This is a genomic window from Ekhidna sp. (assembly GCF_039960695.1).
Lineage (GTDB): Bacteria > Bacteroidota > Bacteroidia > Cytophagales > Cyclobacteriaceae > Ekhidna.
This window is the reverse complement of sequence record NZ_JBDVKP010000018.1, coordinates 594,486-617,633: the sequence shown is the minus strand read 5'-3', so window position 1 is coordinate 617,633 and position 23,148 is coordinate 594,486. Positions and strand designations below refer to the sequence as shown.

Genomic DNA, 23,148 nt, shown 5'->3' with positions numbered 1-23,148 from the left:
TAAGCAATTCATTTCATGACTTAACTGCTCATTACAACGCTTATTTCATTGCAAATGAACGAATGAATGAAATAGAGAAAACCATATTTGAAGGTCAGCAATGGAATTATAATAAGGTTTTGCCCATCTATGCACAATTTGACACCACTACTTCTGCGTCACTAAAAATACAAATTGAAGATTGTATTCAAAAAGCTTCAATTGCCATTCAAAGGCACCCAAATAGCAAATGGGAAGATGATAGCTATATACTAGTAGGAAAGGCCAGGCATTACGCTTCAGAATTTCCCGATGCAATAGAAACATTTAAATATGTAAACACACACAGTGAAGATGACAATGCGAGACATTATGCACTTACCGAACTGATTCGCAGTTTTACAGAGTTCAATGAATATAAGAATGCTGTAGCAGTTACCGATTATTTAGCAAAGGAGAAGCTGAGCAAGGAAAATCAGCGGAGGATGCATCTTAACGCCGCATATCTCTATCAGAGAAAAGGTGATCAAAGCAAAATGGTTGGTAGTCTTGTGAAAGCCGAAGAATTGCTTAATACTGCTGATAAAGCTAGAATTAACTTCATAATTGGTCAGATTTATCAAGAATTGGGTTTTGAAAGTGAGGCCTTTAGATATTACAAAAACGTATTAAAAAATCATCCAAACTATGAACTCGAATTCTACTCTAAACTTTATATGGCTCGAGTTACGGAGCTTGCAGATGATAGTGACTTAAAAAAGATTCAGAAATATTTTAAGAATTTATTGAGAGACCCTAAGAATAAGGAATATCAGGATAAGATCTATTATGAACTTGCAGGGTTTGAACTTAAAAATGGGAATATTGAAGAGGCTATCCAGAATTACAAACTCTCCATTAGGTCAAGCCAGAATAATAACAGGCAAAAAGCATATTCTTACTTGAGTTTAGGAGAAATCTACTATGATACATTAAGGAATTTTGTTCTAGCAAAGAACTATTATGACAGCACTGTCAGCTCAATGCCACAGGATGAAGAGAACTATCAAGTCATAAAGGAAAGGCAAGAAATTCTAGTTGACTTTGTTAAGAATGTTGTAGTTATACAAAAAAATGACAGCCTACTCCATCTTGCTTCGTTGCCAGAAGACTCTGTACTTGCAATGTTTACTACTAAAATTGAAAGTGAAAGAACTGCACAAAAGGAACGTAAGAAAAAAGAAAGACAAGAAGCAATAAATCGAGCCAGGAGCATCACCCAAAGTAATGGGGATAATCTCATCACTACTGCATCTGTAGGTTCCGTTTGGTATTTCGATAATTCTAATGCTTTAAGTAGAGGGCGGAATGATTTCATAAGGAAATGGGGAGAAAGAGCTTTAGAAGACAATTGGAGGCGGAAGAATAAAACTCCGGTTATTGATCAGGAAGAAACTGAAGTCAATTATATATCGGAAATTTCCGAATCAACCGGTGAAGAAAAGGAAGAAGAATCAGTTGAGGAAGAGGCGAAAAAATTGATGGCTGAAATACCGCGAACGGCCGAAGCGCAAGTTGCTCTTTTAAGTGAAATAGAGGTTGCACTCTACAACTTAGGAAATATTTATAGCCTGCGATTACAGGAGGATGCAAATGCTGCTGAATCCTTTGAAACATTACTTGTTAGGTTTCCTGAAACTGCATATGAGGCTGAGGTCCTCTATCAACTATATCTTCTTTATAAGGAACTAAATCCTGATAGGTCTAAAGAAAAAGGGAAGCTACTAAAGCAAAAATATCCAGATACTATCTTCGCTAAGTTGGTGGATAATCCTAATTATCGAGAAGAGAGTTTCGCAATAAGTGAGCAGCTCAAAAAGCTTTATAAAAAATTGTACGGAAAATATAAATCCGGATCATTTAAGGAGGTTTTGTATTCTGCAGATAGTGCGCTGGCTCAACATCCTGAAAGTGAGTTTAGCGACAATATTGCTCTTCTCAAGGCATTATGTGTTGGTCAAACAGAGGAAGATCATAAGTACCAATATGTGTTGGGTGAGTTTATTAGGAGCTATCCTGAAAGCGAATTAGCAAGCTACGCACAAACATTATTATCAGCTTCCGAAAATTTTCAACAAAAACGGTATAATAGCGCGAAAGCCAGATTCATAGAAGATTTTAGTCAGAAACATTTATTCATAATTGTCTATGACATTAAATCTGATATGACAACAAAACTGGCTCCGTTAGTAGATGATTACCTAAAGAACAAGAATCTGAACAACTTAAAAACCGGCAACCTCATTCTTAGTGATGAAAAGTCAATGCTTTTAGTAAATGTATTTCCAGGAAAAGGCACTGCTGTTAATTTCCAAAAGTCATTTGAAGAAGAGACATCTCTAAAAGACACATTTAAGGGTATAAAGTTTGATGTTTTTGTAATCACAGAAGATAACTTTGATATACTTTATCGTACAAAAGACGTCTCCGCTTATCTGACATTTTTTGAAAAGCATTATAAATGAAAAAAATACTTAAAATCTCACTAAGAATCATCTGGATTTTATTCATTCTGGGAGTTATTGGTCTTCCATCTATTTTTATAATGGTCAAAAATGATGCCTTTGGTTGGTTTGGCGGCTTGCCTAGTTTGCAGGCACTGGAGAGACCTGATCCTGACCTTTCTTCAGAATTGATCAGTGCTGACGGAGTATCATTAGGTAAATATTTCAGAAAGAACAGAACACCTGTTACCTATGAAGAGTTGTCGCCAGAATTAGTAAACACACTCCTAGTAACTGAAGACGTGAGATTTAAAGATCATTCAGGTATAGATTTAAAGGGTCTGGCAAGAGCAATCGCGGGAAAATTAACGTTCTCCTTTCAAGGAGGAGGAAGTACACTTACCATGCAATTGGCGGAAAACCTATTCAAAACTAATAGTGCTGAACAAGGTTCGCTGTACAAGTCAAGGACATTGGGCCAAATAATTACCAAACTTAAGGAATGGATTATCGCCGTGCAGCTGGAGCAATCTTACACCAAGGAAGAAATTCTCGCCATGTATTTAAACACAGTAGAATTTGGCAGTAACTCCTATGGAATAAAAGTAGCTGCCAAAACATTCTACAATAAGTTGCCATCTCAACTAAACTACTCTGAGTCTGCAGTCCTCGTAGGAGCCATAAATGCACCGACAAGATGGAGTCCAATCCTAAATCCAGATAATGCTCATCGAAAAAGAATCGAAGTTCTGTGGAACCTACACAAATACAACCTAATTGATCGAACGCAATACGATACTTTAAAAAGTGATTCCATTCAATTAAACTATCGAGTTGAAAATCAAAACGAAGGATTGGCGACTTATTTCAGGACGGTAGCTAAAAACTATCTAATGCGTTGGGCCAGTGAAAATGGTTATGATCTTTTTGATGATGGCCTTAAAATTTACACTACAATTGATAGCCGGATGCAGCAATATGCAGAGGAGGCTGTTGCTGAAAGTATGGACACACTTCAGCAGATCTTCAATGAACATTGGGTTGGTGAAAACCCCTGGATCGATGATGAGAATAATGAAATTCCTGAATTTCTAGACAATGCTATTAAACGTACTCAGGTCTACAAAAGCCTTCGGTCCCAGTTTGGAGATCAGTCTGACTCGATTGAATTTTACCTCAACAAGAAAAAGAGGATGGCAGTTTTTTCATGGGAAGGTGAAATTGATACTGTATTCAGCTCATATGACTCTCTCAATTATTATAAACGCTTCTTACAAGCCGGATTCATGTCAATGGATCCTAGAACGGGTTATATCAAAGCATGGGTAGGTGGCATCAATCATAAATATTTCAAGTTTGATCATGTAAAACAAGGTAAGAGACAACCCGGATCAACATTTAAACCGATTGTATATACTGCTGCAATTGATAACGGGTACTCACCTTGCTTCCCAGTAGTTGACGCACCTGTCTCTTTTAGTTTGCCCGGTCAAGATCCGCCTACTTGGGTTCCTCAAAATTCTAGTGGGAAATTTACTGGTGAAGTGATGACAATCAGACAAGCAATGTCTCGCTCAGTAAATAGCATTACTGCTTTTATGATGAACAGAATAGGACCTTCTACAGTGGTAGACTATGCAAAAAGACTTGGCATTGAAAGTAGATTGGAAGCGGTTCCATCTCTCTGTCTTGGTGCAGGTGGAGACGTCTCTATCTATGAAATGGTAGGAGCCTATTCAACATTTGTAAACAAAGGAACTTACATCAAACCGTTTTTCATCTCGAGAATAGAAGATAAAAACGGTAATGTGATTCAACAATTTGTACCGGATGAACAAGAAGCTATTAATGAGGAAACCGCCTATCTAATGCTTCATATGCTAAAAGGAACTGTAGAGTTGGGGACAGGTAGAGCTTTAGACTATTCATTAAAATTAGATAATGAATTAGGTGCAAAAACAGGAACCACACAAAACGCTTCTGATGGTTGGTTTATTGGTGTCACGAAAGATTTGGTTTCAGGCGCGTGGGTTGGAGGCGATGACAGAAGCATTCGATTTAGGTATTGGGCGATGGGACAAGGAGGCCGAACAGCGCTTCCAATTTGGGAGAAATATATGATGAAGGTGTATAATGATGAAACATTGGGATACGAAAAGGGTTATTTCGAAAAGCCAACCAAGCCCTTGCGAACTGTAATTGATTGTGAACTCTATGAAGAGAACTCTAGTCCATCAGATACTGTTGATTATGATGTTGTTGACGAGGACGACTTTATGTAAATGCAATTTCAACGATTTTCGAGAGAGGAATATCTAAAGCTCCCGGATAAACCAGGCGTTTATAAGTTTTTAAACGTTGATGGAACGATAATTTATGTTGGGAAAGCCAAAAGTTTAAGAAAACGAGCAAGTAGCTACTTCACAAAAACTAATCTCGAAAATCGAAAGACCTATCGCTTAGTTTCCGAGATAAAAAACATTGAGTTTGTCATTGTTTCCTCTGAATTTGATGCCTTATTGCTAGAAAACAATCTCATCAAGGAGAATCAGCCTCGGTATAACATTCTTCTCAAAGATGACAAAAGCTTTCCAAGCATATGTATCACGAGCGAGCGCTTCCCAAGGATCTTTTCCACAAGACAAATTGATCATTCAAAAGGTGAGTATTACGGTCCATATACAAGCGTAAAAGCTATGAATGGTGTTCTAGATTTAATTAGAAAGATTCATAAAATTAGAACATGTAAATACAACCTATCAGAAGAAAATATTCAAAAAAAGAAATTTAAGGTTTGCTTAGAATATCATATTGGCAACTGCTTAGGTCCATGTGAAGGTTTGCAAAATGAAGCAGACTATTTAGAGGATATTGAGGAGGCTAAAAAGATTTTGAAGGGTAAAGTCGGTATTGTCAGCAAATCATACAAAGAAAAAATGCATACTGCGGCAACTGACTTAAAGTATGAATTAGCCCAATCCTTTAAGGTAAAACTAGATCTTCTAGAAAAATTTCAAACTCGCTCACTTATTGTAAATCAAAAAATTACAAGTACGGACGTATTTTCTATGACCCAATCTGAATCTCAGAAATCAATTTTCATAAACTACATGCGGATTGAAAATGGCGCCATAGTAAATTCTGAAACATTGGAAGTCAGGAAAAAAATCGAAGAAAACGATCTTGAAGTATTTCGCTTTACCATATTTGACTTGCGAAAAAAGTATGGCAGTTCCAATCAATTTATACTTACTAATACTGAGGTAGAACCTTGGGAAGGTGTTGAAGTTAGTGTTCCTAAAATTGGTGACAAGAAAAAACTAATCGAATTATCATTCAAGAATGCACTCTATTATAAAAAGGAAAGACTATCACAAAAGAGCACTCAGCCAAATGAAACCATATTGCAGTACCTCAAAGAAGATCTTAAACTTCCAGAATTACCAGTACATATTGAGTGCTTCGATAATTCCAATATTCAAGGAACAAATCCAGTAGCATCTATGGTATGTTTTAAAAATGGAAAACCATCAAAATCAAACTACCGCAAATTCAACATAAAGACTGTTATTGGACCTGATGACTTTGCATCTATGAAAGAAGTAGTAGGAAGAAGATATGCGCATCTTAAGAATGAAGGAATTAAATACCCTAATCTAGTGGTTATCGATGGTGGAAAAGGTCAGCTAAGTTCTGCATGTGACGCTTTGAAGGAGCTAGGTATATATGGAGAAATACCGATAATTGGAATTGCTAAAAGATTGGAAGAGATTTACTTTCCAGAAGATGACATACCGATTTATATTAGTAAAAAATCAACATCACTCAAATTATTGCAGCGCTTACGAGATGAAGCACATCGTTTTGCAATAACCTTTCACAGACAAAAAAGAAGTAAAGCTTCAGTTCAGTCAGCACTTGATTCGATTCCTGGAATTGGGGAAACCACCAGAGAAAAATTGATGAGAGAATTTGGTAGTGTTAAAAGACTTAAACAGTCTTCTGTGAAAGACTTAGTCAAACTTGTTGGTAAAGCTAGAGCAGATCATATTTTAAAGGCAATAAAAAAAGGAGATTTGTAGTCTCCTTTTTCAATCAAAATTATTTTCAGTTTAATTGTCTTTCACGCATCTGCAACTGTTTCTATGCCAGTCGCCTATGACACTATGGAATATTTCTTTAGAGCCCTTTTGAACGGAGATAAGTCCAGAAGTATTATCTGATTTTTTTTCTGCATCCCAGTAATTACCGCTAATTCCAATATTCTTGAATACACGTCCAGGATCTCCGAATCCGCCTAAAGCAAGATCGATTCCACTTTCTCCACCTTTTTGAAGTGCAATACCTGCGTTATGAATTCCTCCGAAAGTTTGAAAGAGCAATTTCCATTCTGCAATTGTTGGAACATGCCAACCATCAGGACAGGCAGCCTGTGCTGCTTTAAAAGTGTATAATCTTCCGAATGCTTCACAATAAGCCTCCTCATTTTTATAACAAAACGAATCAGGCACTTCATAAGCCAAGTTTTCTACCATCCATGTTCTTTTCACAAAAACACCGCCTTCAAGTTCTATATCAATGGTAACAATTTTGTAAGTTTTCCCATCTCTTGCATCGGTTAACTCTCCAAATTCTTGTGCGGAGACTACAACACAAACAATAAGAAAAAGAGACGAGAGTAAATTTCTAATATTCATCGTACGGTGGATTAGGTTAGGTTTCAAGTCATAAAAATTTAATATTCCCAAAGTTCTGATTCATACTCCATTAAATCATACTCATATTTTTGTTGAATAACTATGACACTCATAGGGTCTTCCGCCATTTGATCAGAGTACAATTGCCTAATATCTAAATCTTGTGGATTAGATATTTTAACAATTGGAGCATTAAACAGTCTTAGCTCAAAAGCGTCACTCATATTCATATGCTTTCCAGAGTTTAAACGGTTATAATATTTAGCTCTATCTGCATATGGTCCTCGGAACAGCGCAACTACATCATCATATCTGAAGTGAGCAACCTGTCGTTCAAATCCACCAGGATTATATAAAGACCCAGCATCTCTTGGTAAAGCGAGACTAAAAGAACGAATATAGTTATACATTCTTGATCTATTTCTATCAAAAATAACGTCTTCCTTGATATAAAGAACCGAAAACAAATCTTCCGGTATGGCTTCTTGTCTCGCTTCTTCCCCTTGTTCTTCAGTGGCTGCATCAGCACTAGAATCATCTCCAAATGAATCAAATCCTCCTGAATTGAATCCTCCACCAACAAATGGATTTTGCTCTCTTTCTACAGAGACGTTTGAAACAAAAATGATATCAGGCATAAAGTTTATGCATGAATCTGATCTATATGGGGTGAGTAATCCTTCATCTACTGCTTCAATAAGCAATCTTGAAACTTCGCCATTTAAAGAAAAGAAAGGCCTATTTTGCTTTTCTTTCATATCCATGCGCCTCCATACTGTTTTCTTAAACATCACTTGAGACTCTTCAACCTCTGGTTTAACCAAGGGAGCGAGTTCTTCTTGCGCGTATCCCCCTGAAACAGCGAGAGCAAACACAATTACATAACCTAATTTTTTCATAACACTTTTTTTCTAACAAGTTTATTTCAACGAAATGTTGATAAAACGTTGGAACTTTTGAAAGTCCTCAACCTGCTTTCTAAAGTTTTGTCGCTGAACTTTCTTTATTTCAATAACTAACTGGTCACCCTTCCTTCCATTCATTCCTCGTAGATTAATTTGTTCACCAGCTCTTATGGATCCTCTTCCTAAACCACCACTAACCAAGGTGATTTCAGCTTCCGAAACTCTAAACTTAGCATCATTCGGAAGGAATTGGGCAAAGCTTTCATCAGGTATGGCTCTTAAGAACAATTCAGGGGTCCTTGCTGCAATACCCTCTTTCAGGTTTACCTCACCAGCACTTGTAAATACTTTAATGTCCGGTGCAGGAATTGCTCTAACTCCAAATTCTCTAGACCCAATAACATTACCATTTGAAGAGACTGTTAGTGTCACTTTTTGTGCTCTTGGTACAATTGTTACCTGACCTGTTTGGGATCCCTTAATAGCATCACCACCCTTTGCCGAAAAAGATGGACTGTATGCCGTACCTAAGGCAGGAACTTGAACATCCAAAGCATTACCGCAATTATAATAGAGTGCGTTTACTGATTGACTCTGTATCTGAATTACAGGTCTTACAACATAATAATCAATTGTATCTCTAAAAGTTGTGTCAGTTCCACCACCCTGCGGTACTGTAATTTCAGCAATGATTTGCTTTCTGGCGTTACCGTTCTTATCATAGTTTCCAGGAGTAGCCGTAAATTCTACTTTACCAACCCCACCAACAACCGGAGCTTCCTCACCATTGTATTTCATGACCATTTTATCATTCAATCCTGAGGCAGAAGCCGCAATAAACATGTCTGCCTTGTATTTAGTGCCAGCAGCAACATATTGAGATTCTGGCATGACGACTGGTCTAATATCATCAAATGTCAAATCCTTAAGCCCGACTCTTCTAACTAAGAAATCAAGAGCAGCTGTCTCAAAACCCAAAACATTGGCCTGAAATTCACTAACTGTAGCTAGTGCTGCGTGTGTCGGTGACCCCTCGAATGCCAATTGTGACCATTTCTTTCCTTTCTGGTTTTCATCCTTACTGTAATATTCATCCTCATCAGCGTCTTTGGCCAACTTGTGGAAAGGTCGAAGTGATTTATCTTCTGCTCCGTTCTTTTTTAAGACTTCTTTCACGTAATCAGCGTATCCATTAAGTAACTCTTTCATAGCAGCTCCATGACCTTCTCCTCCTTCTTGAACTGGCATCATATAATGCCCCACCTTGTCATAATCAGTTTTTCCAATGATGAATCGTGCGTCTTTCTTTTCAGGGTTTTCATAGCCTCCAGTGATATCAATAAACTTCTCTTTGTAGTTTTTCATTTCTACAAGAACTCGCTCGGTTTCGGCTCTTAAAGCTTCTGCATCTGAAACAACCTTTTTGTCATCTGGACGATCACCCTTATCCTTGACAGCTTGTTCCATTCCCTGAATAGTTCGAATATTTCGATCTGATGTTTCTGCATTTGCACGTTCCAAACTTTCATTGATAAAGGCGAATTTGTCCAAAACTGTGGAACTAACATTCAGTGCCAGCAATGCAGTTAGCACCAAATACATCATGCCGATCATTTTCTGCCGTGGTGTTTCTTTTCCTCCTGCCATAATAGATTTTTTTTAAGGGTTTATTGTTGACTACCTCTCATCGCGGTAAGCATATTACCGTATACTTTATTAAGAGCAGAAATGTTCGAAGTAAGCTTGTTTAGTTCGGCCTGGAATGCAGAAGTTTCCTTGCCAGCATCAGCCATACTTTCTAGTGCACCGCTGATATTAGAATAGAATTTATTTAAGGCCTTGGTATGGCTTTGAGCATCTTTTAATTCCATTTCATACACAGCATTCAAAGCACCTAAACTTTTCGTCACATTTTGAACTTGGCTATGGTACTCCTTAGTGTCCTTTGTTGCATCAGCCATTCCTGACATGGCTTCCATTGCCGAAGCGTATGATTTATTCATCTCAGAAAGAGATTTAGAAGCAGACTTTACATTCCCGGCATATTCATTAGTAGCTACTGCTGCATCGCTAAGGTTCGACATTTTCTTCGCTGACTCAGCCATATTACGCATTCCATCACCTAAGCTTCTGATTAACTCTGGGCCAACCTTGGCTTCCGCCAACATTTTGTCCATTTGAGCTGATGCCCCTGTTGCCTGTGGCACTGCTTTTCTTGGAGCAGCTGAAGGTCCATCATAGTCGTCCGCTAATTCCGGATACACTTTTGCCCAATCTGGTTCAGCATGTTTTGGTTCAAATGCACTTAAAAAGAAAATAACAGCCTCTGTGGTGAGACCAACCCCAAGCATGAGGGCTGCACCAGGCATGTGAAGAATTTTAAACATCGCTCCCACGATTACAACTGCAGCTCCTATTCCATAAATTTTCGGCATTATAGTGGAATAGAGTAGCTCCTGAAATCCGCCTTTTTTGCTCATTGTGATAATATTTAGGTTAGTAATTTATTCGTTATTGATTATTAAAATTCATATCCTGATGATCTCCCAAGATAAGTCATTGCACATCTAAATCCTATGGATGCTCTTGTAGTATCCTGATGCTCAAATGAACGAGTACCTGTTTCGAGATAGTAGGCAATGTCCTTCCAAGAACCTCCTCTTATAACTTTATAAGGAATGTTGTCATCAAAATATGTAGGGTTTAAATCCCAAGTAAGTGGCATTGCAGATGGATTATAAGCGTCCTCACACCACTCTGCGACGTTTCCAGCCATATCATAAAGACCGTATTCATTCGCAAAGTATGTTCCTATTGGGGAGGTGTACGCATACCCATCATCGAAATAATTTCCTCTTCCTGGCTTAAAGTTTGCAAGCAAACAACCTTTTGCATTTCTAATATATGGGTTACCCCAAGGATACTTAGCCATATCTCTTCCTCCTCTTGAAGCATATTCCCATTCTGCTTCAGATGGCAATCTGAAATTCGGCATTACAGGAAGGCCAACACTAGATCTGTAATCATTTAAATATTGAGTTCGCCATTCTGAAAAATACTTTGCTGAATTCCAATCAACACCAACCACAGGATAATCATCAAATGCAGGATGAGACCAATAATACACTACCAATGGATCACCCATGTGGTGCGTATAGTCTCTCGTCCAAACAGTAGTGTCCGGCATTAAGTCAGCAATTGAGAACCCTGTAGGCAAATCAATTTCAGAACTTTCTTGAAGATTTTGTGTAAACTGTCGGTACTCATTGTTGGTGATTTCAGTATCGTCCATAAAGAACGCCCCAATCGTCACCTGTTTATTAAAATTTATTTGGGTAGCTGCTACATCTTCATCAGCCTGCCCCATGTGAAAAGTACCTGATGGAACTGACACCATTCCGTAAGGTCTGGTCATCTCCCATCCAAGTCTGTCAGGAGCTCCTATAAGCTCACCTTTGTCACCTTGATCACCACCAAAAAGCCCACATCCTGTGAGAATTATGGCACAGCAAAGGACAATACAATTTGAGATTGTAAAAACACGCATTTTATTCATAACACCTTTATTGAACATGCAAGTATGTAAAATAAACAAACTTTAGCAAGAATTATTGCACGATATTCTGCCTAAATATATAATCATAAATCGATTCGGAACAAGTTTTCCTTTCAATTTTGGATGAAGGCATTTACTTATTTGACTAAAAAGTGAACCTTGGGGTTTTCACCGCCTTCCGTCCGCCAAATACTAAATTGGGCAAATCGTAGCGAATGAACACCTCATGTGAGGTTGGCTCTTTAGCATCTTTATCCTTTATCACATAATCAAACGAATAACCTATCCGCAACTTATTACCTTCTAAAAAAGAATATCCTAAAAGAAGGCTCAACGACTCTGCTCTTCTAAAAGCAAGGCCACCCCACATCCGTTCCTGATAAACGGCAACTGCGCTAATATCGTATGTGTACGTATTTAAATCTGACCTAACCATTATAGTTGGATTTAAAACTAAATCTCTCATTAGACCTAGTGTGGTACCACCCATTAGAATGTAATTGACAGGAATTTGATTACTCGCCTGAGTGCCAAAATCAAATGTGGGTTGAAGAATATTTTCAATTGAGGCTCCAACGAAATAGTCTTTCCTAGATTGGTAATAGATGCCTGCATGTAAGTTTGGTTTTAGTTGAGATTCACTTCCACTTGGGATGAAGTTATCTCCCTGATCAACAAATCTATAATTTGTGTTTATTGAAGCCGCATTAATCGCTGGCATTAAACCAAAAGAAATTTCACCAAATGAAAATTCTTTCTTGACGGAAATTGAAATTCTGGCTTGTATTGAATTTAGTGGCCCTGTTTTATCATTTGAAACAGATATTCCAAATCCTGAGAATGTAGATTTAACTGGAACTACCAAAGAAATCAATTGCGTGGTTGGTGCGCCTCCGGGATCAAACGTTGCATCGTATCCAGCCCATTGGCTTCTATGGTGTGCTGCTGCGAATGCCTGATCTTCTGTACCAACCCATGCTGGATTGTAGTAAGATGGGTTGAACATATAATGATTGAAAAAGAAATCATTTTGTCCGTACCCAATATAAGAAACGAAAATCATCAGCGCAGATGATAAAATCTTTACGCTACGTTTCATATGTTGTATCTTATTCAAAGGCTATTTAATAAAGAGTGTGCGAAGCTGTGAGTAAAGCAAAACATCGACGCTCATTTGTATGTAAGTATAACTCTTACAAACTATATACCCTTATTTCCTAAGAAATGTTATTCGCTTCTTTGATATAAACTTCAATAGCGCCTGTCATAGATGGCGCATTAGGAAGAGGTGCCTGTATATCTAATATTAGATTAGCATCTTTAACAGCCTTCGATGTTGTTGGGCCAAATGCTGCAATCCGTGTCTTATTTTGTTTAAAATCAGGAAAATTCTGAAATAAGGACTCTATACCCGAAGGGCTAAAAAATGCAATGATATCATAAGTAACATCATCCAGATCGGAAAGATCAGAGGCTACTGTTCTATATATTGTTGCTTCAGACCATTCGTATCCATTTTCGCTTAGGAAATCAGGAATATGATCTGTCCTTATATCAGAACATGGGAAAATAAATTTCTCACTTTTATGCTTTTTAATCACATTCAATAAATCTTGTGCAGTACGTTCACCGGTGAATATTTTTCTTTTACGTATTACGATATACTTCTGCAAATAATTCGCTGTAGTCTCCGAGATACAGAAATATTTCATGTCAGTTGGAATCTCGATCTTGCTTTCTGTAGCAAGTTTGAAGAAATGATCAACGGCATTTCTGCTGGTAAAAATTACAGCAGTATGATCAAGGATGTTCACTTTTTGCTTTCGGAACTCCTTAATATCCACAGGATCAATTTCTATAAACTTGCGAAAATCAATTTTCAAATTGTATTTTTCCGCTAATTTATGATATGGGGAGTTAGGGTCAGAAGGTTCAGGTTGAGATACTAAAATACTCTTTACACTCTTCAAACGCTCTTTATCTGTTACTAAAAGATCATCAGTCGCACTCATGTAAGTCTCTACTTTTTGTGATTATTTGAAGAACCAACCCAGCAAAATAATGACAGGTATGATTTCCGTGGCACAAAGGTAGGAAATAATACTAAGTTTTTTACGTGGAGAATTATTAACAAATTTTAAAGTGAACCATAGTACAAACAGAATCAGCATCAGTGGGAACAGCAACATAAATCCAGAAGATATCCATGTGCGCGAGAAGTCGTTTAAAATAAAATCTATTACCAATAAAAGCAACATGGGGGTTAGTAGTACTAAATTGAAATTTAGGAAATCAAAAAGTTGATAATTTTTTAAGTCGCGGAAGCGAAACAGTCCGGCAACAATTGAAATAACCAACCACTTAACTATAAATAAAAGGAAGATTCCGGCAGAAATCTCAAACCAAATTCTGAAGAATTCAGGAAGTGTATTTTGCTTATCAAATACTCCATATGATAGAAGTGAATCCAGATATATTCCAACAAAGGCCAGTGTAAGAGAGTAAAAAGTGAGTACGTACATGCTGGGGCCGGTAAAAAACCCAGTATTGACAAATTCATATGCACTCGCTTTTAGCGTAAAAGATTTTTCTACTAAATACGCAATGCGAGAAGGGTATGCGGATACGATTATCCCCAGAAAGAAAAGAAGAGCTAATAAGACAATGATGACAAACTCCCTAAACTCACTTCTCAAATTGCGGTGGATGGGAATCTGATCTCTTATCACCATTAGCTGCTCAAAAATTACTAATTCGCATTTTAAACTTGCTAGTGAATTCTCAGAGCTAAATGAAACAAAAATGGTATCCGATTGAGCGTTCTGGAAAAATTTCTGAGGTGAATAAAAACTACAATCCCTAATAACATCTAAGAGTTTTCCATCAACCCAAATAAATAGCTCATTTGAGGAACATATTTTCATTATACCCTCTGGAATTCCATTCACAAAAAAGCCAGCTTGTTGAATCTTTTCGAGCGACGTGACTGGAAAAAGTTCACCCTCTTGATCGGTACCAACCATAACTTTTGTGTAATCTATGACAACAATAGTGTCTTGCTGAGCGACTGCCCTCATGCAAAAAAAACTACCAATTATGATTAGAAGTATCCTCATTTAGAATCTTGAGATGTATCCGAAGTGTGCTTTCATTGTAGAAAAAGAAATCTGCTGAACGTCTGATTTACCCATAGCCAGCGCAAAACTAAACTGACCCGCTGAAGTAGCTAGTGCAAAGCCCAAACCTACTCCAAAGGGTTGGTCTGATTGCGATTCTCGACTAGAAAATAAATGATCATAGAATATGTAGGCATAACTTCTATTTTCGAAAAAAGATCTGAATTCTGTTCGGCTCAAAATGTAACTCTTTGCAAAAATCTCTTTCTCATTAAATCCTCGTAGAGAACTTAGGCCTCCTAAACGATATAATTCATTGACAAGTAACTCGTCGTTTTGCAAAGTTCCTCCTTTAATTTGATGAAAGAAAGATTGCCTTTTTAATAATTTGAGTTGGTATGCAATGGAACCTTCAAACTGATAAAAGTTGGTTTGCGATTGGATGGTGTCATAGTATGAATCTGGAAGGCTTAAATTTTGTTGGATTATTTTTCTGCCACCTGAGGCAGAAACGTTCCAAACCATTCCTTTACGTAATCTGCCAAGAGATGAAAGATGCCCTTTTGATAGCTGCACAATATACATTTTGCGCTTAAAATCTGCTAGATCAGATTCGCTAATCGATTGTATATCTGTAGTTAATAATGTCCCATTAATGGCTTCATATTCTAGAAAAATCTCTACTCGTGACGTAATGAATGAATGGATTCCAAGACCTGTCTTTCTGGTAAGGAAAGTTGTGTCCTGTTTTAATAAATCAAGACTGAAAGAAGGAGAAACCTTGGATGCCAGAAAAAATGGATGTTTATAAAAAACACTTAAATTCTGAGACTCTACCGCAAAACGTTCCCAGGAAAATTTAAACTGCTTGCCTGATCGAAATAGATTTTGAATATCTAATTCTAATGTCCCTACAGCTGTAGTTTTACCGTTCTGTACTTGTTGTAACCCAACGACTCCCTGAAAAGTATTTGAAGTCTCTTCCTTAATATCCAAGAATGCTTTGGCTTTATTGTCTTTGAAGGAAAGATCAGTAGGGCGCTGAAGGCTGAGGAATGATGATCTTTCTACTTTCTGAGCTATAAATCTGTAATCTCTTTCGCTGAAAGGATCACCCGGTACAATATCCAACAACTGATAGATATACGAATGATTAGTATTCAATTCAGTAAAGAAATAGGAAGAGTCATATCTTATCTCTGGCCCTGTCTCAATCAACAATTTCCCTGTTATAAATTCATCCTCCAGGTCAATAGAATCTAACTGGACTGAAGCAAATGGAAATCCTCCATTGGCATGGAATTTTAATTGCTGTGAAAGGTAGAATTGAAGTTTTTTACCTGTGAACGAGGATAGCTTAGCTCTGAATTTTTCTCCTTTGTGCAGGTAGACATCTGTAAGTATTTCATTAGTCATCACAGAGTCTATTCCGACAAAATAATAACCTTGATTGATCCAGCTTATATGTAGTTTATTTACATGATTAGCTAGCTTAAGTGAATCTGCAAACTGGATCTCATCATACAACTTACCATCCACGTACAATTGCGCCTGAATCTGGGCCTTTGAGTAAAGCGTAAACACAAAAAACAATGGAATCAGGATTCTTTGCATGGGTCTTTGCAATTTAGCTTCAAATAATGGCAGGTATTTATATCCATATTCCTTTTTGTCGGCAAGCGTGCCACTATTGTGATTTTCATTTCAGCACAAATCTGAAAACACAAAATGAAATGGTGGAAGCGATTGCTCAGGAAATCATTGACCGAAAGGAATATCTAGGCGAAAGCATTCAAACGATTTACTTCGGAGGTGGCACGCCATCTATTCTTTCAAGTGCACAACTAATGCTCTTATTGGATGCTGTTAGAGAAAACCACACTATTGATAGCGATGCAGAAATCACGCTGGAGGCTAATCCTGAAGATCTTATTCATTCGAAGACTGTCGAGCTATTTGAGTTGGGAATCAATCGGTTAAGTATTGGTATCCAGACATTTAATGAATCAAAGCTAATGTGGATGAATCGTGTTCACAATTCAAATGAGTCAATCAATGCGTTTGAAAATGCCAGAACTGCCGGGTTTCAGAATATTTCCCTGGATCTTATCTATGCCATTCCTGATCATAGTAATGAAAGATGGGAAGCTGACTTGAAAGCTATCACGGACTTAGATCCAGAGCATATTTCTCTCTACGGCTTGACAATTGAAGATAAAACTGTTTTCCATAAGTGGGAACAACAAAAGAAGCTGGTACAGGTACCTGAAGATGAAGCTGCCGGTCAATATTTATTTGCCATTGACTTCTTAAAAAGCAGAGGATACGTTCAATATGAAGTATCAAATTTTGGTAAGGAGGGATTTCATTCCAGACATAACAACGCGTACTGGTCGGGTGTCCCCTATTTAGGTGTAGGTCCAGGTGCACATTCATTCGACGGTCAATCAAGAAGGTTCAATGTTCGGAATAATTCTAAATATCTGAAAGCTATTCATGATAGCAATTCATATCATAAGACAGAGCTGCTTTCTAGAATTCAGCGAATAAACGAACAAATCCTGACGCAGTTGCGAACGGCCAAAGGGTTGAATTTATCAGTGCCACAAAATGCCATGGGTGTAAATCTTGAGGAATTGCATGCAGATTTTATTCTTGAGATCAGCGAGCGGCAATTGGCCGAAATAAAGAATGGGTTTCTGAGTTTAAAACCCAAAGGATTTCTAGTCGCAGATGAAATTGCATTGAGACTATTTTTCTGAATAGGTTCTTCTAGAAAATTAAATTCATCACCCACTCCCCTCTAGGGATACTGAGGGTTAAGCCCTACTTTTGCAGACGCTATGGACGCCACAACAAAAAAAGCTCTCCTTTTACTTAAGTCTCTCATCTTCCACTATCATGGATTGGATGATGAAGAGCGAGAAATGCTGGAGCATGCTGCATCCAAGATTCAAGGCAAAGAGGAGATGGAATGGGCCAACAACTTTATTTCGCAAGATTATCTCTCGGCGTTCGAGCGCTCACGCGAGTTTTTATCTAAGATTTTTACCAAGATGAGTTCTTCCGATCGAATCAAATACCTGATGGAAGTGTGGGAAGAGACTCACAAAAAAGGTTATGTAACTGAGATGGAGACCACAGCCATCCTTACGTTATCTAAAGACTGGCACGTTGAGAAGGAATTTTTGGAAGCGGTGAAGGATTAAGTCCTTGGTAAGGAAACAAAAAGGTTCAATAAATATATTATCACGAAGGAGAAAATTAAGAAACCGAGCTTTATAGATTCCAGTGCTTACCTACATCCTTATTTTTCAGCTTATTCAGTACGCTACAAACTCATCATCTCCCTAAATCTCGCCGACTGCCTTCGACTCACTTCAATTTTTTCACCTCCTTTGAGCTGCACCAATAGGCCACCATTGAACCAGGTATCGATCGATTCTACCCAACCTAAATTGATAATGTGTTTTCTGCTGGCTCGGAAAAAATGGCGATCATCCAGTCGCTCATCCAGCGCATTCAACGATTTGTGAATCATTGGCTTGAACTTGTCAAAATAGACTTTGATGTAGTTCCCGTCTGACTCAAACAAACGAACGTCTTCAAGTTTTACAAACCAACATTTATCTCCATCTTTTACAAAGACCTGATCTTTACTGCTGAGTTTCTGATCTTTAGCTTGCTTTTTCGAAGCCTTTATAGAAACCTTATTGAGGCTTTCAGTGAGTCGCTCAGGTTGAATTGGTTTTAGTAAATAATCGAGTGCATTGTATTCGAAAGCTTTAAGTGCAAATTCATCGTATGCTGTCGTAAAGATCACTTGCGGCACACGTTCCATCTCTTCCAGCATTTCAAAGCCAGTTTTACCTGGCATTTGAATATCTAAAAACACTACATCCGGGTCGTGCTTTTCGATCTTCTCCACTGCTTCATCAGGATTGGCGGCTTCATCTACAATTTCTATCTCAGGATGACTTGCCAACAGTGACATCAGTTCCTTACGAGCTAATCGTTCGTCATCTACTATGATCGCTTTCATTAATTATTGGTTTATTCATCCAGCTCTATTGTTGAACCATCTCTAAGAGGTAGAATTATGGTAGTTAAAACTGTGATTTTATTTTCATTCTTAATTTCAAATTTGGCAGATTCTCCAAAAATCAACACCAGTCGTTTTTTCGTATTTGCCAGACCAAAACCCTCACTTACTTTGACATCCTTAGATATCTGTCCCGTATTACGAATATGCAGATGAAGTTGTTTTCTTCTGACTATTGTAGTGATACTTATTTCACCTCCATACTTCAAGTTAGATATTCCGTGCTTAATTCCATTCTCCACAAGTGTCTGTAGCATCAATGGTGGAATACTAAATTTTCCAGAATTGCGATCAATATCAAAGCTTGTGGTCAATCGTTCTTCATATCTAATTGATTCCAAGGCAAGATAATCCATTACGGTTTTTAGCTCCTCCATAAAAGGTATGAGCTTTTTACGATCACTGATGAGGGAGTTTCGTAAAATGTGTGATAGTTGAGTAATCGATTCCTTAGATTTTCTTGGGTTTTCATCCACCAATGCTCGGATACTGTTGAGTGCGTTAAAAATAAAATGTGGGTTTAGTTGGGCTTTCAGGTTCTTTAGTTCAACTTCTCTGGCAGCGGTCTCTGCTTTGAGTGATTTGTTATATCGCTGTACGTAGTGAAAAGCGAAATAGAACAGACACCAGATAAAATAGATAACCCAATAAATTACTGTATTAATCAGAGCAGTGACCAGCATCAGGTCACTACCTGAGACCGTATTGGTGAAAAAGTCAAGTATTATGAGGTAGACATAGTTCAATCCACTAAGTCCAAGCGTGACCATAAGTAACCTAGGAATTAAATGAGGTAAACGAAGATCAAGCCAGTCGAGCTTTATGATTATCCCGCGTAAAAAGTGAGTTGTGGCAACAAAATAAATAACCTGATATAGTATGCCAATGGCTTGAATAAAGTCGAATCGTTCCGCTATTGTATAAAAGAATATTTGGATGAAGCCATAGAATCCCCATCCCAATATTTGACATAGCCAATAAATCCTTGCTTTGGTCATCTGCAGCTAAAACTACACAAGGTCGGTTGATTTTGTTGGCACATTTTCATGGAAGAGATCAAATGTGGATGAATGGTTTTAACAAATTTTTAACTATTCCTTTTATCATAATTAATGATAATTAACAAACCTGCACAGTTATTCGTCGTATGGTAGAACAGGACTAAACTCAAATTTTAAAAGGACTAAAATGAAATCACTACTGTTGCTAATAGCACTTGCAGTGTCCACAATAGCTGGGTCTGCAGAAGTATCGGAGCAAGCCAATCAAGGATTGCGCATGCAATTGGACACCGACCTTGTCTTCGAAAAAATGGTCAAAGTATATAATTATGAAGGCTCGCTTGTAATAGAAATCCCATTAACAGATGTAGCTAAAAATGATGTTTCTGTAATCGATAATATGATCTTGGAAGAGAGCGACTTTGCGTTTGATTATCAGGGTGATTATTACTACTTCGGGGATTCCGAATATATACAGGCAATTGTTAATTAAGTTCTTCTTTTAGAAACTTGGCAGTATAGCTTTTTTTCACCATGGCGATCTCTTCAGGAGTGCCCTGGGCAATAATTTGCCCACCGGCATAACCTCCTTCCGGACCCAGATCGATGATGTGATCTGCAACTTTGATAACATCCATATTATGCTCTATGATGAGAACAGTATTGCCCTTATCTACAAGCTTTTGTAGTACATCAAGCAGATGTTCTATATCCTGAAAATGTAATCCAGTTGTCGGCTCATCTAAGATGTAGAAAGTCTTGCCTGTATCTTTTTTCGATAGCTCCGTAGCCAACTTCACACGCTGTGCTTCTCCACCTGAGAGCGTTGTAGCATGCTGGCCTAGGGAGATGTATCCAAGCCCAACTTCATCCAGTGTTCTCAGTTTTCGCACGATACGGGGTTGCTTCTCGAAGAAGCCAACAGACTGGGATACGGTCATATCTAGCACGTCCGATATTGATTTTCCCTTGAATCTAACTTCCAGAGTTTCTCGATTGTATCTTTTCCCTTTGCATGTTTCGCAAGGCACATGAACGTCGGGCAAGAAATCCATTTCGATGAGCCGCATACCTCCTCCGCCGCACGTCTCACATCTCCCCCCCTTCACATTGAATGAAAAACGCCCAGGCTTGTAGCCTCTGATCTTCGCTTCTGGAAGCTGAGCGAAAAGACTTCTTATTTCAGAAAAAACACCCGTATAAGTAGCTGGGTTTGACCTAGGAGTCCTTCCAATAGGCGACTGATCTACTTCAATCACTTTATCAAAATGATCAACTCCTTTTACTTTTTTGAAAGGGAGGGGCTCCTGGCGGCTTTTGTATAAATGCTTTCTAATGATCGGATAGAGCGTCTCATGGATAAGTGTAGATTTTCCACTTCCAGAAACTCCAGTAACTAAAATAAGATTTCCAAGTGGCAATTTCAGATCTACATTTTTTAGGTTATGACCTGTCGCTCCGTAGAGTTCCAGCCATTTTCCATTTGTCAACCTGCGTTTTGGCGGAATCTCAATTCTTCTCTTCCCATTTAGGTAATCAGCAGTAGAGCTACCTAATTTCAAAAATTCCTGGGGAGTCCCTTTTGCAACGATCTGACCTCCGTGCCGCCCTGCTCCTGGCCCAATATCTACAACTTCATCCGACTCCATCATCATGTCTTTGTCGTGTTCCACAACAATGACAGTATTACCAAGGTCTCTGAGGTCTTTTAATGCTTGAATTAACTTTACATTGTCTCGCTGATGAAGGCCAATGCTTGGCTCATCCAATATGTATAGCACATTGACCAACTGAGTTCCTATTTGTGTTGCCAATCGAATACGTTGTGCTTCACCTCCGGAAAGAGTTTTGAGCGGTCTATTCAGGTTGAGATAATCTAAGCCTACATCCAGGAGGAAGCCAACGCGTTTTCTCAGCTCTTTTAACACTTCGGTTGCAATTAGAAGCTGTCGTTCATTCAGTTTCTCTTCTACATTTTCAATCCATTCTCCAAGTGAATTGATATCCATTTGTGCAAGCTCACCAATATGCTTATCTGCTATTTTATAGTGAAGTGCTTCTTTCTTCAATCGGAACCCATCACATGCGGGACAGGTCCTGGTATCAGTGAATTCTTTAACCCAAGCTTGAATTTTTTCGGTACCGCCATCTTTTTGCTTTTCAAGGAAGTTGATGATTCCTTCAAACTTGGTATGCCAATCAGTACCTGGATATTTGACCGAACTAACAGCAACAGGCACACTATCGCCATATAGCAATACGTCTATTATTTCTTTAGAAATCTTACTGATTGGTGTAGAAAGATTGACTTTGTTTCGCTTAAGAATAGCTTCAATCTTTTTGAATATCCAGATATCTCTATATTCTCCAAGAGGTGCAATGCCTCCTCTGCTTATACTCAATGAATCATCAGGTATTACCGATTCTCTTGAAATTTCTTCTATAATGCCCAAGCCATTGCACTCAGGGCAAGCTCCATATGGAGAGTTGAATGAGAATGTGTTTGGTGCTGGGTCATCATAGGCCAGACCAGTTTCCGGATCCATCAAATTTTTGGAAAAGTGTGAGATTTCATCATCTTCCTTCTGAATCATCATCACGCCATCTCCATGACGTAAGGAGATATTTACTGATTCTCTAATTCGCTTTTTATCCTTATCAGACACTTTGATTCGATCGGTTACAATTTCGATATCATGGGTCTTGTACCGATCAACCTGCATTTTGGGAACTAAATCCTGAACTGCACCATCGACTCTGACTTTGGTGAATCCTAACTTCCGAATTTGGACAAAAAGTTCACGATAATGACCTTTCCTTCCTTTGACGACAGGAGCTAAGAGAATGAGTTTTTGTCCATCAAGATTCTTTAGAATCATATCTATGATTTGATCCTCTGACTGACGAGTCATCTTTTTACCAGACAGGTAGGAATAAGCCTCACCTGCTCTCGCATAGAGCAGCCGGAAGAAATCATAAATTTCAGTGACAGTTCCTACTGTAGACCTTGGGTTTCTCGACGTGGTTTTTTGCTCAATAGAGATCACAGGACTAAGTCCATCTATTTTATCGACATCAGGCCGCTCCATGTCACCAATGAACGCTCTGGCGTAAGCACTGAAGCTTTCCATGTATCGCCTTTGACCTTCGGCATAGATGGTATCGAATGCAAGAGATGATTTGCCACTGCCGCTGATACCCGTAATTACGATCAGCTTATTCCGTGGTAGGGTCACATCTATATTTTTAAGGTTATGCTCCCGCGCACCTATTATTTCAATGACTTCCTCTCGCTTCTTCAATGTGCTA

General features: G+C 38.3%; 18 protein-coding genes. 6 read left to right on the top strand and 12 right to left on the bottom strand.

Features of this window, described 5'->3' with window-relative positions:
- The first annotated feature begins 62 nt into the window (after nt 1–62).
- From ABJG98_RS12860 to uvrC, 3 genes are read left to right on the top strand one after another with little or no spacing between them, the layout of a single operon-like run.
- Entirely contained in the window at nt 63–2,483 is a 2,421-nt protein-coding gene (locus ABJG98_RS12860) for a tetratricopeptide repeat protein (protein ID WP_348279927.1), read from the top strand.
- The gene (locus ABJG98_RS12855) at nt 2,480–4,744 is read left to right on the top strand and encodes a transglycosylase domain-containing protein (RefSeq protein WP_348279926.1); all 2,265 of its coding nucleotides are present in this window, start codon (nt 2,480–2,482) and stop codon (nt 4,742–4,744) included. The genes ABJG98_RS12860 and ABJG98_RS12855 overlap by 4 nt, the downstream gene beginning before the upstream one ends.
- Nucleotides 4,745–6,544, top strand: a complete 1,800-nt coding sequence (gene uvrC / locus ABJG98_RS12850; RefSeq protein ID WP_348279925.1) for an excinuclease ABC subunit UvrC — start codon at nt 4,745–4,747, stop codon at nt 6,542–6,544. It abuts the gene before it with no gap.
- 30 nt (nt 6,545–6,574) lie between these two features.
- On the opposite strand, the gene ABJG98_RS12845 is transcribed toward uvrC, so the two are convergent.
- From ABJG98_RS12845 to ABJG98_RS12805, 9 genes are all read right to left on the bottom strand, one after another.
- Nucleotides 6,575–7,159 carry an FISUMP domain-containing protein gene (locus ABJG98_RS12845; RefSeq protein WP_348279924.1) on the bottom strand — a complete coding sequence of 195 codons (585 nt, stop codon included), beginning with the start codon at nt 7,157–7,159 and terminating at the stop codon, nt 6,575–6,577.
- 38 nt (nt 7,160–7,197) lie between these two features.
- Nucleotides 7,198–8,058, bottom strand: a complete 861-nt coding sequence (gene gldN / locus ABJG98_RS12840; protein WP_348279923.1) for a gliding motility protein GldN — start codon at nt 8,056–8,058, stop codon at nt 7,198–7,200.
- Between the two features lie 21 nt (nt 8,059–8,079).
- Complete coding sequence (gene gldM, locus ABJG98_RS12835) at nt 8,080–9,711, bottom strand: gliding motility protein GldM (protein ID WP_348279922.1); 1,632 nt, start codon at nt 9,709–9,711, stop codon at nt 8,080–8,082.
- A gap of 20 nt (nt 9,712–9,731) precedes the next feature.
- Complete coding sequence (gldL, locus tag ABJG98_RS12830) at nt 9,732–10,544, bottom strand: gliding motility protein GldL (RefSeq protein ID WP_348279921.1); 813 nt, start codon at nt 10,542–10,544, stop codon at nt 9,732–9,734.
- Nucleotides 10,545–10,585: 41 nt separating this feature from the next.
- On the bottom strand, nt 10,586–11,620 hold the full coding sequence (locus ABJG98_RS12825) for an SUMF1/EgtB/PvdO family nonheme iron enzyme (RefSeq protein WP_348279920.1): 1,035 nt from the start codon (nt 11,618–11,620) through the stop codon (nt 10,586–10,588).
- Nucleotides 11,621–11,765: 145 nt separating this feature from the next.
- Nucleotides 11,766–12,719, bottom strand: coding sequence for a PorP/SprF family type IX secretion system membrane protein (locus tag ABJG98_RS12820; protein ID WP_348279919.1), 954 nt, complete (start codon nt 12,717–12,719; stop codon nt 11,766–11,768).
- Between the two features lie 118 nt (nt 12,720–12,837).
- The gene (locus ABJG98_RS12815) at nt 12,838–13,632 is read right to left on the bottom strand and encodes a uroporphyrinogen-III synthase (RefSeq protein ID WP_348279918.1); all 795 of its coding nucleotides are present in this window, start codon (nt 13,630–13,632) and stop codon (nt 12,838–12,840) included.
- A gap of 21 nt (nt 13,633–13,653) precedes the next feature.
- Nucleotides 13,654–14,697 (bottom strand): DUF4271 domain-containing protein, encoded by a 1,044-nt coding sequence (locus tag ABJG98_RS12810; protein WP_348279917.1) that lies wholly within the window; start codon nt 14,695–14,697, stop codon nt 13,654–13,656.
- Nucleotides 14,698–14,736: 39 nt separating this feature from the next.
- A complete protein-coding gene (locus ABJG98_RS12805) occupies nt 14,737–16,350 on the bottom strand; it encodes a BamA/TamA family outer membrane protein (protein WP_348279916.1) in 1,614 nt (537 codons plus the stop codon).
- A gap of 26 nt (nt 16,351–16,376) precedes the next feature.
- Here ABJG98_RS12805 and hemW point away from each other — a divergent pair, with 26 nt between their 5' ends.
- Nucleotides 16,377–17,498 (top strand): radical SAM family heme chaperone HemW, encoded by a 1,122-nt coding sequence (hemW, locus tag ABJG98_RS12800; protein ID WP_348279915.1) that lies wholly within the window; start codon nt 16,377–16,379, stop codon nt 17,496–17,498.
- Nucleotides 17,499–17,579: 81 nt separating this feature from the next.
- On the top strand, nt 17,580–17,945 hold the full coding sequence (locus ABJG98_RS12795) for a hypothetical protein (protein ID WP_348279914.1): 366 nt from the start codon (nt 17,580–17,582) through the stop codon (nt 17,943–17,945).
- A 122-nt stretch (nt 17,946–18,067) separates the two neighbouring features.
- Here the strand turns inward: ABJG98_RS12795 and ABJG98_RS12790 are convergent, their stop codons facing one another.
- Both ABJG98_RS12790 and ABJG98_RS12785 read right to left on the bottom strand, forming a co-directional pair.
- The gene (locus tag ABJG98_RS12790; RefSeq protein ID WP_348279913.1) at nt 18,068–18,778 is read right to left on the bottom strand and encodes a response regulator; all 711 of its coding nucleotides are present in this window, start codon (nt 18,776–18,778) and stop codon (nt 18,068–18,070) included.
- A gap of 11 nt (nt 18,779–18,789) precedes the next feature.
- Nucleotides 18,790–19,836: a histidine kinase gene (locus ABJG98_RS12785; protein ID WP_348279912.1), complete on the bottom strand. Its 1,047-nt coding sequence runs from the start codon at nt 19,834–19,836 to the stop codon at nt 18,790–18,792.
- 190 nt (nt 19,837–20,026) lie between these two features.
- On the opposite strand from ABJG98_RS12785, the gene ABJG98_RS12780 reads away from it, so the two are divergent.
- Nucleotides 20,027–20,332 carry a hypothetical protein gene (locus ABJG98_RS12780; protein ID WP_348279911.1) on the top strand — a complete coding sequence of 102 codons (306 nt, stop codon included), beginning with the start codon at nt 20,027–20,029 and terminating at the stop codon, nt 20,330–20,332.
- On the opposite strand, the gene uvrA is transcribed toward ABJG98_RS12780, so the two are convergent.
- Nucleotides 20,325–23,141, bottom strand: a complete 2,817-nt coding sequence (gene uvrA / locus ABJG98_RS12775; protein ID WP_348279910.1) for an excinuclease ABC subunit UvrA — start codon at nt 23,139–23,141, stop codon at nt 20,325–20,327. The two genes, ABJG98_RS12780 and uvrA, sit on opposite strands and share 8 nt — an antisense overlap.
- Between the last annotated feature and the right edge of the window lie 7 nt (nt 23,142–23,148).

Bases quoted from the DNA above. Each gene is read 5' to 3' on its own strand.
- ABJG98_RS12860 (WP_348279927.1), top strand. From the start codon at position 63: ATGAATGAAATAGAGAAAACCATATTTGAAGGTCAGCAATGGAATTAT.
- ABJG98_RS12855 (WP_348279926.1), top strand. From the start codon at position 2,480: ATGAAAAAAATACTTAAAATCTCACTAAGAATCATCTGGATTTTATTC.
- uvrC (WP_348279925.1), top strand. From the start codon at position 4,745: ATGCAATTTCAACGATTTTCGAGAGAGGAATATCTAAAGCTCCCGGAT.
- ABJG98_RS12845 (WP_348279924.1), bottom strand. From the start codon at position 7,159: ATGAATATTAGAAATTTACTCTCGTCTCTTTTTCTTATTGTTTGTGTT.
- gldN (WP_348279923.1), bottom strand. From the start codon at position 8,058: ATGAAAAAATTAGGTTATGTAATTGTGTTTGCTCTCGCTGTTTCAGGG.
- gldM (WP_348279922.1), bottom strand. From the start codon at position 9,711: ATGGCAGGAGGAAAAGAAACACCACGGCAGAAAATGATCGGCATGATG.
- gldL (WP_348279921.1), bottom strand. From the start codon at position 10,544: ATGAGCAAAAAAGGCGGATTTCAGGAGCTACTCTATTCCACTATAATG.
- ABJG98_RS12825 (WP_348279920.1), bottom strand. From the start codon at position 11,620: ATGAATAAAATGCGTGTTTTTACAATCTCAAATTGTATTGTCCTTTGC.
- ABJG98_RS12820 (WP_348279919.1), bottom strand. From the start codon at position 12,719: ATGAAACGTAGCGTAAAGATTTTATCATCTGCGCTGATGATTTTCGTT.
- ABJG98_RS12815 (WP_348279918.1), bottom strand. From the start codon at position 13,632: ATGAGTGCGACTGATGATCTTTTAGTAACAGATAAAGAGCGTTTGAAG.
- ABJG98_RS12810 (WP_348279917.1), bottom strand. From the start codon at position 14,697: ATGAGGGCAGTCGCTCAGCAAGACACTATTGTTGTCATAGATTACACA.
- ABJG98_RS12805 (WP_348279916.1), bottom strand. From the start codon at position 16,350: ATGCAAAGAATCCTGATTCCATTGTTTTTTGTGTTTACGCTTTACTCA.
- hemW (WP_348279915.1), top strand. From the start codon at position 16,377: ATGGCAGGTATTTATATCCATATTCCTTTTTGTCGGCAAGCGTGCCAC.
- ABJG98_RS12795 (WP_348279914.1), top strand. From the start codon at position 17,580: ATGGACGCCACAACAAAAAAAGCTCTCCTTTTACTTAAGTCTCTCATC.
- ABJG98_RS12790 (WP_348279913.1), bottom strand. From the start codon at position 18,778: ATGAAAGCGATCATAGTAGATGACGAACGATTAGCTCGTAAGGAACTG.
- ABJG98_RS12785 (WP_348279912.1), bottom strand. From the start codon at position 19,836: ATGACCAAAGCAAGGATTTATTGGCTATGTCAAATATTGGGATGGGGA.
- ABJG98_RS12780 (WP_348279911.1), top strand. From the start codon at position 20,027: ATGAAATCACTACTGTTGCTAATAGCACTTGCAGTGTCCACAATAGCT.